This window comes from Sulfuricurvum sp. (assembly GCF_019163035.1).
In the GTDB taxonomy this organism is placed as follows: Bacteria; Campylobacterota; Campylobacteria; order Campylobacterales; family Sulfurimonadaceae; genus Sulfuricurvum.
On record NZ_JAFLKV010000117.1, the window covers coordinates 1 to 7,816 of the forward strand.

The following is a 7,816-nucleotide window of genomic DNA, read 5'->3' on the forward strand; positions in this document are numbered from 1 at the left end:
TCTTCTCCACTGCCGAAACCTTATTAGCTTCGGCGAGCTTCGCATACCGTAGCGTATGATTACAAACTCTATTTTTCCAATCAACCCTCTATAACCCCTGATTAAATAGCTCATCGTATATGGGGCGAGTATGATAAGCAACTATCGGTGTAAAAAGATATAGTCATAGAATTTGCTTCGATTGCATTCGTCAATATTTCCGCGTTTTATGAGTAGTATAGAGTTAGATCTAATACTCGTTAATAGGGTAAATTCCATAAAGTATTTTAAACTTTGGCATAATCAAAAAAACGAGAAGCTGAATTATCTCTACTATCTAACTTTTTTTCGAATTTTTGTCAGTGCGTTTTTCTTTTAACGTTTTTGTCGGTGCTTTTTTAACTGCTTTTTTTGAATCTTGGCCTTTTGCCATAATATCCCCTTTATTTGGATTTGTTAATCATATAATCATTCACACATAGTATACGACTTATACTTAAAAGGTAGTGCCAACTCAGATAGATTTGTCTAATCCTTTTGGAAGTTCAATCCAAAGAGCTTTGAGTGAGAGATCAAGATCGTAGAAAAATAAAAAAAGTGAAAAGATCAAGCTGATGATACTGGAAATAAACAAGATGATGAGGATATAGGTCATCGTAAAGTGGTACAGTGTAGATGCAAACAGCCCGATGATTATAAACGAAATGAGCAAAACGCTAAGAACGGCTAATAAGTTGCTGTTTCTAATGACTTTTGCTCTGAGGGTAAGTATTTTCAGTTCGGATAAAATACGCTCTTGATCTATGCTCGAAGAGGTGCGATACTCAACCGAGAGTTGACGTGTCCTATCGACTATGCGTCCGAAACGGTTTGTTAGACTTAAAAGGATTAAGCCGATACCGGAAATAAGGATGACGGGGCTGATAGATAATTGTAATGTTTCAATAAGGTCAGTTAGTAACATAAAACACCTTCCAATGCAATGGTCAAAATTATGGCGGATTAAAATCTCTCAAATTTTAAATCACGTCAGTCATCCAGAGCTAAACTGTGTTAAAATTATACTCAAGACTTTATATCCTCAAGGTTCATTATGCTATTTAATCCCACTCCACTCGAAAAACTCTCAACACTTGTTACCGATTTAATGGAAAAACAATCAGTTCTTAAAGAAGAACTCGAATCCCTTCGTTCCGAGAGTGCTTCAATGCGCGGCAGTGAAGAGAACAAAGATGCTGAAATCGAACGTTTGCATGGAGCTCTTGCTTCGAAAGATGACGAGATTAAAATGTACAAAGATGAACTGGCTGCCAAAGATGTCGAAATCGAAGCTATCGTCTCTAAAATCGAAAGCCTCCTTGGATGAAAACCAAAGTATCCCTCACTCTCAATGCCAAGCGTTACGACATTGATGTCGAGGAAGATTTTGCCCGATTTTTGATCGCGCAAATGAAACAGGATTTTGCTTTTGAGGGGAACAACGACCTCAAACTCCTGCTACAGGCGTATGTTCGTAAAAGCTTCGCTTTGTACGAGCAAGAGAAACAAACCGTCGAATTGATCAATCGCCTCGAAAACCTCTAATACGTTCCACAATCACTTCACAATAACTTTTTATACTGCTCTCATCAAAAAGGAGTTTAGGATGAATAAGTTACTCTCACTCATATTAATCGCAGCACTCAGTGCTACAGTTGCTTCGGCGGATGCTAAAGCGGGTCAAAAAGCATATCTAAAAACGCTCAAAGCGAAATTCAACATGAACGGAACCAAGTTTGCCGCTGAACATACGGTGGCAGAATGGGAAGAGCTTTTTGCGAACGATGCAAAAGGGTTTATCAAAGAGTATGGTGAACGGTTTCCGGCTTCACTACCGGTATTAACCAACCCATCGATGAGCAATCAACTTCAAGATATTGGTGATTTCGCCAAAGAATACGGCAATGATTCGGGCAATGTACCGAGTTGTGGTTGAAAAATAAAATAGGGTAAAAGGATTTATTATGAAAACGTTAATGGCTATTCTTGGTCTTACAGCTATGTTGAGTGCTTCTGATGGCGGTGCTCTGTATCAAAAATGTGCGGCGTGTCACGGTGCCAAAGGTGAAAAAGCCGCTTTGGGTAAATCAGAAGTGATTGCCGGATGGAGTTCATCTAAGACGCTTGATGCCCTCAAAGGATACAAAGCGGGAACGCGCAATACCAAAGGGATGGGTGCGATCATGAAAGGTCAAACGGCCTCTTTGAGCGATGGCGATATGAAAGCACTAAGCGATTATATTGCAGGGTTGAAATAAACACACTTTAGCTGCTACGAGCCGTCGTAGCCCACAATGTTATGTTTTTGTCTCTCGTCTCTCCCCGCTTTTGCGGGGCTATTCCCACTTCACACAAATCTTCGTTCCCCCTCTCTCTTTTGATTCAATCGATATTTTCAAATCATATTCACGGGCAATCATCGCGACGATATTGAGACCGATCCCGAATCCCCCTACACTTTTATCGGCGCGCGTATAGCGCTCGAACACCCGATCAATCATTTCTGTTGGGATGCCGATACCGTTATCTTCGACGCACAACACACCAGTATGGAGGGTGATAGAGATAGCACCACCTATACGGTTGTATTTGATCGCATTGGAGAGGAGATTGTCGATCACCCGAGTTGCTTTGGTGGTATCGATCCAAAAGGTGATATCAGGGTCGATGTGAGTGGTGAGGGCAATCTTTTTTTGCTCGATACGGTGGCGGAAATATTCTACTCTTTCATGTAAAAGATCACTCAGATTAAGCTCTCTATTTTCTACCGCTAAATCGTGGTTGAGGATGAGGTAGGTGAGATCATCGTAGAGGGTTGAGATAGTACGGGAGGCGATTTCGATCCGTTTGAGCTTTTTTTGTACGGTTTCGGGAAGTTCTTGTTCATGGAGTGCTTCAATATTGGTGAGGATGGCACTGACGGGAGTATTAAGCTCATGCGTGGTGTCTTTGATAAAATCATCGAGCAGGGCTATCGCTTCGTTCATGGGGCGTAAAAACATCCGAGAGAGACTAAATCCGATAATTCCGAGGATCAAAAAGAGGATGGAGCCGAAAAGAAGCGAGTTTGTTAGTACTTGGTGTCGCCATAGCTCATCATCACGGGTTTCAAATACCAAATAGTATTCACCCAAACCATACGGGGATAGGGCAAGGATAAGGTGTATATACCCCTCGTGCAAAACGATATTTTCACTGAAATTGTGATGTTTTTGGTGTAGATTTCCTACGAGAAGATCTTTGTCGTATCCATAAAGGGCTGTTGTGTAGGCTAAATCTTTGGGGAATGTTTTCAGATTATGACCGCTCTCTAGCCATGTTTTGAGTCGGGGGACATAGCTCTCCGATTCCAGCTGCATTGCAAGGCGATGAGAAGAGAGCATTTGCTCTTTCATCGACTCGTAATAGAGGGTAGCCATAAGGGATAAGATAAGGATGCTCATCACTCCGTACAGCAGTAAAAAACCTCTGAGCGTACGGTATTTAGCGAAATTGATACCCGAGGCGCTTGTGGCTGACAATGGAATCCTTTCCGAGGAGTTTGCGGAGCGTTTTGATATAGGTGCGTAGACTTCCATCGCTAGGGGTTTCATCATAGTCCCACAAATGCTCCATAATCATTTCATGAGATAGTAGTTCGTTGCGGTGCTGGATAAAGAGTTTGAGGAGTTTGTGTTCTTTGAGATGGAGGTTTTGAATACTGCCGTTGATGGTTAGCACTTGATTATCAATGTCATACGTGATCGCTTCACCAAGGGTAAGGGCATCGGTCGGATTATGATAAAAATTCCGCTTTAGTATCGTTTGAATCCGAAGAAGCAACTCTTTGAGTGCAAAAGGCTTGCGGATGTAATCATCCCCGCCGCTCTCGAATCCCTCTTCGACGTCCTGCATCGCATTGCGAGAGGTGATAAAAATAGCGGGGGTAATATTTCCCTCTTTTCGGCTTGCTTTGAGCAACGAAAATCCATTCTCGTTCGGAACGTTGACATCGAGGAGGAGGAGGTCGAACTTTTGCTCATACAGGGTATCTTCGGCGCTAGTTGCATCATACACACAAGTGACTTGATAGCCTTGCTCTTCGAGATATTCGCTCACACTCTCTGAGAGATTCGGGTCATCTTCGAGGAGGAGAAGAGAGGCTTTTGTCATGTTAGTGCGATTCCAAATAGAATATATAAAATGAGTGACATTCCCGCTGCAATCAGAGCATAGGGGAGCTGCGTTTTAACGTGTTCCTTTACTTCACATCCGCTCGCCATGGCGGAGATGATAGTGGTATCGGAGATAGGGGAGCAGTGATCGCCAAACACGCCACCCGATATCGCCGCTCCCATTGCCAGTGCGATGGGTGCATCGAGACCGACAGCGAGGGGGATGGCGATGGGGAGCATGATACTAAACGTCCCCCAACTCGTCCCCGTCGCAAAGGCGATAATCGCCGCCAGAACAAAAATAGCCCCCGCCAAATACTCTCTAGGGAGATAATCACCGATAAACGAGGCGAGATATTGCCCCACGTGCATGTCCGAACTCACTCCGCCGATGGCAAAGGCAAACAGTAAAATAGCGGCTATCGGAGCCATTGATTTCGCTCCGCTCAAAGAGGCAGATAAAAATTCACGGGTCGTGAGCGCATTTTTAAATCGGTAATATCCCAGCATCAATATCAAAGTGATGAGAAGGGTGTAAAAGATAGAGGTTGAACCCGAACCCTTGAAAATATCTCCATTTCCCGTGATAAACATAAAAGTAATGACCCCTCCGATCATCCACACCATCGGCCATAGGAATAGTCCAATGTCTCCTTTTGCATCTTCACATTCGATTTGGGGAGGGGTAATCGTGGCATGGCGCATGGGACCGATATCGATCTCAAACCATATAGCGATAAAGGTGACGATGAGAGCCATAAAGGCATAAAAATTAAAGGCAATGGATTGAACTAACCATGTAGCACTCTCTCCCGCGATAAGCCCTGCGGTGATTTGTCCCCCGATAAGTCCGAGTAAAAGGGCACCCCAACCGTTGAGCGGGATCAGTGAGCATACGGGAGCGGAGGTCGAATCACAGACAAAAGCGAGTTTGGCGCGACTGATTCCGTGACGATCACAAAAAGGGCGCCCGATGGCACCCGCAACGAGCGAAGTGATGGAGGATTCGATAAATACGATAATCCCAGCGATAAAACTGGGCATCAGCGCCCCCCGTTTGGTTTTGACCCATGAGCGCTTGACACTCAGTTCGTGAACCAGTCCGTTGACCCCTCCGCTTCGCTCAATAAGGGTCATAACCGAACCCACCATGATCGCAAAGGCAAGGGTTTTGAGTACCCATCCCTCACTCAATAGTCCTCCAAAACGCTCAAAGCTTAGGAAAAGTCCATTAAGGGGATGAAAATCGGCAATGATAAATTCGCCGACAAGAACCGCCATAGCAAGTGCAATAAAGACTGAACGGCTAAAAAAAGCGAGAAAAATGGCGATGACCGGTGGGAGTAGTCCTAAAATTCCGTATTCTATGGTGAGTCCTTACAATATCATTTGCAAGCGCATAATACCGGGACGGTCAAATTGTTCACTATAGTATTCACTCCGTTTTTCATCGATGACTGTAAAGCCCAGTTTTTTGTAGATCATTTCATTCTCAACTGAGCCAATTTCGATTGCCGTTTGCACTTTACGGTACCCTTTGAGGCGAGCGGTGAGCATACTTTTACCGATGAGTTCTTTGAAGACGTCAAGACTTTTAAATTCGTTTTTGATAAGCATAAAATCGAGGACAAAGGTTTTGTTATCCACTTCACCTTCGCATAGCAGATAGGCCGCAATCCGTTCGTGATAGGTTTCATCAAATCCAATCTCTTCGAGCGCTTTTGAAAAAATCTCATGGGTAGCAATGCGAGGTTCATATCCGCAGATGGTTCCGGCAATGGTTCCATCTGAGAGGGCAATGAAAAAATTAGAGAAATGGCAATAGCTTTTAGTCGAGGCGAGGCTTAAGCGTTTGAGATTATCTAAGAGAACTTCATATTCAGAGGTGTTAAAAACCAGATCGAACAAGCCGATCTTCTTCCCTCCGCGTGAACTTTCCAGCAATGCTTGGGCAATAATCTCAATATCCGCCTCCGTTGCTTTACGAACCGTTATTGCCATTATTGCCTCACTTGCCAAATTTTCTATATGCTATACTACCTAACTTTAAAACAAACTAAGAAAAATGAGATGTTGAAAATAATTTTACCCCTTTTCCTTTCGTCTTCGCTTTTTATGGCGGTTGCATCAGAGCAACTTATTGTGGTACTCTCAGCCGAACTCAATGCGACTCAAGCCTCTATGCAACGGTATGAGAAACATGAACAGTGGGTGAAAATAGGCGATCAACCCCCCCTGACGCTAGGTCGAAGCGGTTTGGGATACGTTGCGTTTAAAGAGCCTCTTAAAATTGAAGGGGATGGACGTTCCCCCTCGGGAATTTTTTCGATAACGGCAACATTTGGTTACGATCAGAATACGACGTTTAAACTTCCCTACTGGTATGCGGACGACAATCTCTATTGTGTGGATGATGTGAATGATTCCCGTTATAACAAAATGCTCCGTATTTATGACAAAAGTTCTCTCCCCGCGAGTTACGAAGTGATGCATCGATCCGACGGTGTTTATCGCTACGGCGCGGTGATCGGATACAACGATATGGGACAACGTAGTCGCGGTTCATGTATTTTTATCCATCTTAACCATGCGGATAAGCATCCTACATCGGGTTGCAGTGCGATGGATGAAGCGCCGCTTCTTGAATTACTTAAATGGTTAGACCCCGTGAAAAAGCCTCAGATATTGCAAGTGTTAAAAAGTGAATGTGGGAAATACCGAGAAGAGTTTCCCGGTATTGTATGTGAGTAGATTTTTTAGTTATTAACGACGTCAACTTTAGGAGTTTTTGCTGTAGAAGCCGGAAGCATCGGATAAACGACGATCGGTTTTTTACCCTCTAGCGCTTTTAGGAATGTTTCGATCTCAGCTGTTTCATTATCATTTAAAGCAACACCGAGCTGGATACGTCCCATCTCTTTAATTGCCTCAGGAAGAGTTGCCATTTGTCCATTGTGGAAATACGGGGCGGTTTGTGTCACATTACGCAATGTCGGTACACGTACCATACCGTTTTTATCCCCTTTGAAATCTCCTACGTTCATGTGTTTATACGGAGCGACCACACCGAAAGCCTGCATTGTTCCGCCGAGTGCGATGTCGTTGTGACAGGTAGCACACCCTTTGGTAATAAAGGTTTTAAGCCCTTTTTGTTCCGCTGTACTCAACGCATTTTTCTTGCCGTTCAAGAAATCATCATAGCGTGATGGAGTAACAAGGGTACGCTCGAATACGGCGATCGTGTCTGCCACTTTTTCAAACGTAATTTTGACATCTTTCCCGTATGCTTTTTGGAACATACCCACGTATGTAGGCATTGAGTTAACTACACCGGTGACGAAATCTTTGGGTGCCGCCATCTCTGGTCCCGCTTGGATCGGTCCTTGAGCTTGGTCTTCGAGATGAGGTGAACGACCGTCCCAGAATTGTTGGCTGTAGAATACGGCATTGTAGACCGTCGGTGAGCTTAGTCCGTGTGGGTTAGCAGTCCATTTGTGTCCAATAGCGGCAGACATACCGTCAACTCCTCCGATTGCGAGGTTATGACAACTGTTACAGCTGATCAAACCACTTTTAGAGAGGCGTGGTTCAAAATAGAGCATTTTTCCCAGTTCCACTTTAGCCGCAGTAGTCGGATTTTTTGG

General features: G+C 44.0%; 11 protein-coding genes. 5 read left to right on the forward strand and 6 right to left on the reverse strand.

The genetic code is table 11. The features are described from left to right. Nucleotides 1–493: 493 nt before the first annotated feature. A complete protein-coding gene (locus JZU62_RS08350) occupies nt 494–943 on the reverse strand; it encodes a DUF2721 domain-containing protein (protein WP_295013757.1) in 450 nt (149 codons plus the stop codon). 129 nt (nt 944–1,072) lie between these two features. Here JZU62_RS08350 and JZU62_RS08355 point away from each other — a divergent pair, with 129 nt between their 5' ends. The 4 genes from JZU62_RS08355 to JZU62_RS08370 all read left to right on the forward strand — a co-directional run bounded on the left by JZU62_RS08355 (nt 1,073) and on the right by JZU62_RS08370 (nt 2,276). Continuing rightward, on the forward strand, nt 1,073–1,345 hold the full coding sequence (locus tag JZU62_RS08355) for a hypothetical protein (protein ID WP_295013759.1): 273 nt from the start codon (nt 1,073–1,075) through the stop codon (nt 1,343–1,345). Continuing rightward, entirely contained in the window at nt 1,342–1,563 is a 222-nt protein-coding gene (locus JZU62_RS08360) for a hypothetical protein (RefSeq protein WP_295013761.1), read from the forward strand. The genes JZU62_RS08355 and JZU62_RS08360 overlap by 4 nt, the downstream gene beginning before the upstream one ends. A 61-nt stretch (nt 1,564–1,624) precedes the next feature. Then, the gene (locus JZU62_RS08365) at nt 1,625–1,954 is read left to right on the forward strand and encodes a hypothetical protein (RefSeq protein ID WP_295013763.1); all 330 of its coding nucleotides are present in this window, start codon (nt 1,625–1,627) and stop codon (nt 1,952–1,954) included. 28 nt (nt 1,955–1,982) lie between these two features. Next, nucleotides 1,983–2,276: a c-type cytochrome gene (locus JZU62_RS08370; RefSeq protein ID WP_295013765.1), complete on the forward strand. Its 294-nt coding sequence runs from the start codon at nt 1,983–1,985 to the stop codon at nt 2,274–2,276. 78 nt (nt 2,277–2,354) lie between these two features. On the opposite strand, the gene JZU62_RS08375 is transcribed toward JZU62_RS08370, so the two are convergent. The 4 genes from JZU62_RS08375 to JZU62_RS08390 all read right to left on the reverse strand — a co-directional run bounded on the left by JZU62_RS08375 (nt 2,355) and on the right by JZU62_RS08390 (nt 6,173). After that, entirely contained in the window at nt 2,355–3,539 is a 1,185-nt protein-coding gene (locus tag JZU62_RS08375) for a HAMP domain-containing sensor histidine kinase (protein WP_295013767.1), read from the reverse strand. After that, nucleotides 3,502–4,170, reverse strand: coding sequence for a response regulator transcription factor (locus JZU62_RS08380; RefSeq protein ID WP_295013769.1), 669 nt, complete (start codon nt 4,168–4,170; stop codon nt 3,502–3,504). The genes JZU62_RS08375 and JZU62_RS08380 overlap by 38 nt, the downstream gene beginning before the upstream one ends. After that, entirely contained in the window at nt 4,167–5,453 is a 1,287-nt protein-coding gene (locus JZU62_RS08385; protein WP_295013771.1) for a Na+/H+ antiporter NhaC family protein, read from the reverse strand. The genes JZU62_RS08380 and JZU62_RS08385 overlap by 4 nt, the downstream gene beginning before the upstream one ends. 96 nt (nt 5,454–5,549) lie before the next feature. After that, the gene (locus JZU62_RS08390; protein ID WP_295013773.1) at nt 5,550–6,173 is read right to left on the reverse strand and encodes an acyl-CoA acyltransferase; all 624 of its coding nucleotides are present in this window, start codon (nt 6,171–6,173) and stop codon (nt 5,550–5,552) included. A 69-nt stretch (nt 6,174–6,242) separates the two neighbouring features. On the opposite strand from JZU62_RS08390, the gene JZU62_RS08395 reads away from it, so the two are divergent. Continuing rightward, nucleotides 6,243–6,923 carry a L,D-transpeptidase family protein gene (locus JZU62_RS08395; protein WP_295013775.1) on the forward strand — a complete coding sequence of 227 codons (681 nt, stop codon included), beginning with the start codon at nt 6,243–6,245 and terminating at the stop codon, nt 6,921–6,923. Nucleotides 6,924–6,928: 5 nt separating this feature from the next. Here the strand turns inward: JZU62_RS08395 and JZU62_RS08400 are convergent. Continuing rightward, nucleotides 6,929–7,816: cytochrome-c peroxidase (locus JZU62_RS08400; protein ID WP_295013777.1), on the reverse strand; the 888-nt coding region annotated here is incomplete at its 5' end.

Bases quoted from the DNA above. Each gene is read 5' to 3' on its own strand.
- JZU62_RS08350 (WP_295013757.1), bottom strand. From the start codon at position 943: ATGTTACTAACTGACCTTATTGAAACATTACAATTATCTATCAGCCCC.
- JZU62_RS08355 (WP_295013759.1), top strand. From the start codon at position 1,073: ATGCTATTTAATCCCACTCCACTCGAAAAACTCTCAACACTTGTTACC.
- JZU62_RS08360 (WP_295013761.1), top strand. From the start codon at position 1,342: ATGAAAACCAAAGTATCCCTCACTCTCAATGCCAAGCGTTACGACATT.
- JZU62_RS08365 (WP_295013763.1), top strand. From the start codon at position 1,625: ATGAATAAGTTACTCTCACTCATATTAATCGCAGCACTCAGTGCTACA.
- JZU62_RS08370 (WP_295013765.1), top strand. From the start codon at position 1,983: ATGAAAACGTTAATGGCTATTCTTGGTCTTACAGCTATGTTGAGTGCT.
- JZU62_RS08380 (WP_295013769.1), bottom strand. From the start codon at position 4,170: ATGACAAAAGCCTCTCTTCTCCTCCTCGAAGATGACCCGAATCTCTCA.
- JZU62_RS08385 (WP_295013771.1), bottom strand. From the start codon at position 5,453: ATGGCGGTTCTTGTCGGCGAATTTATCATTGCCGATTTTCATCCCCTT.
- JZU62_RS08390 (WP_295013773.1), bottom strand. From the start codon at position 6,173: ATGGCAATAACGGTTCGTAAAGCAACGGAGGCGGATATTGAGATTATT.
- JZU62_RS08395 (WP_295013775.1), top strand. From the start codon at position 6,243: ATGTTGAAAATAATTTTACCCCTTTTCCTTTCGTCTTCGCTTTTTATG.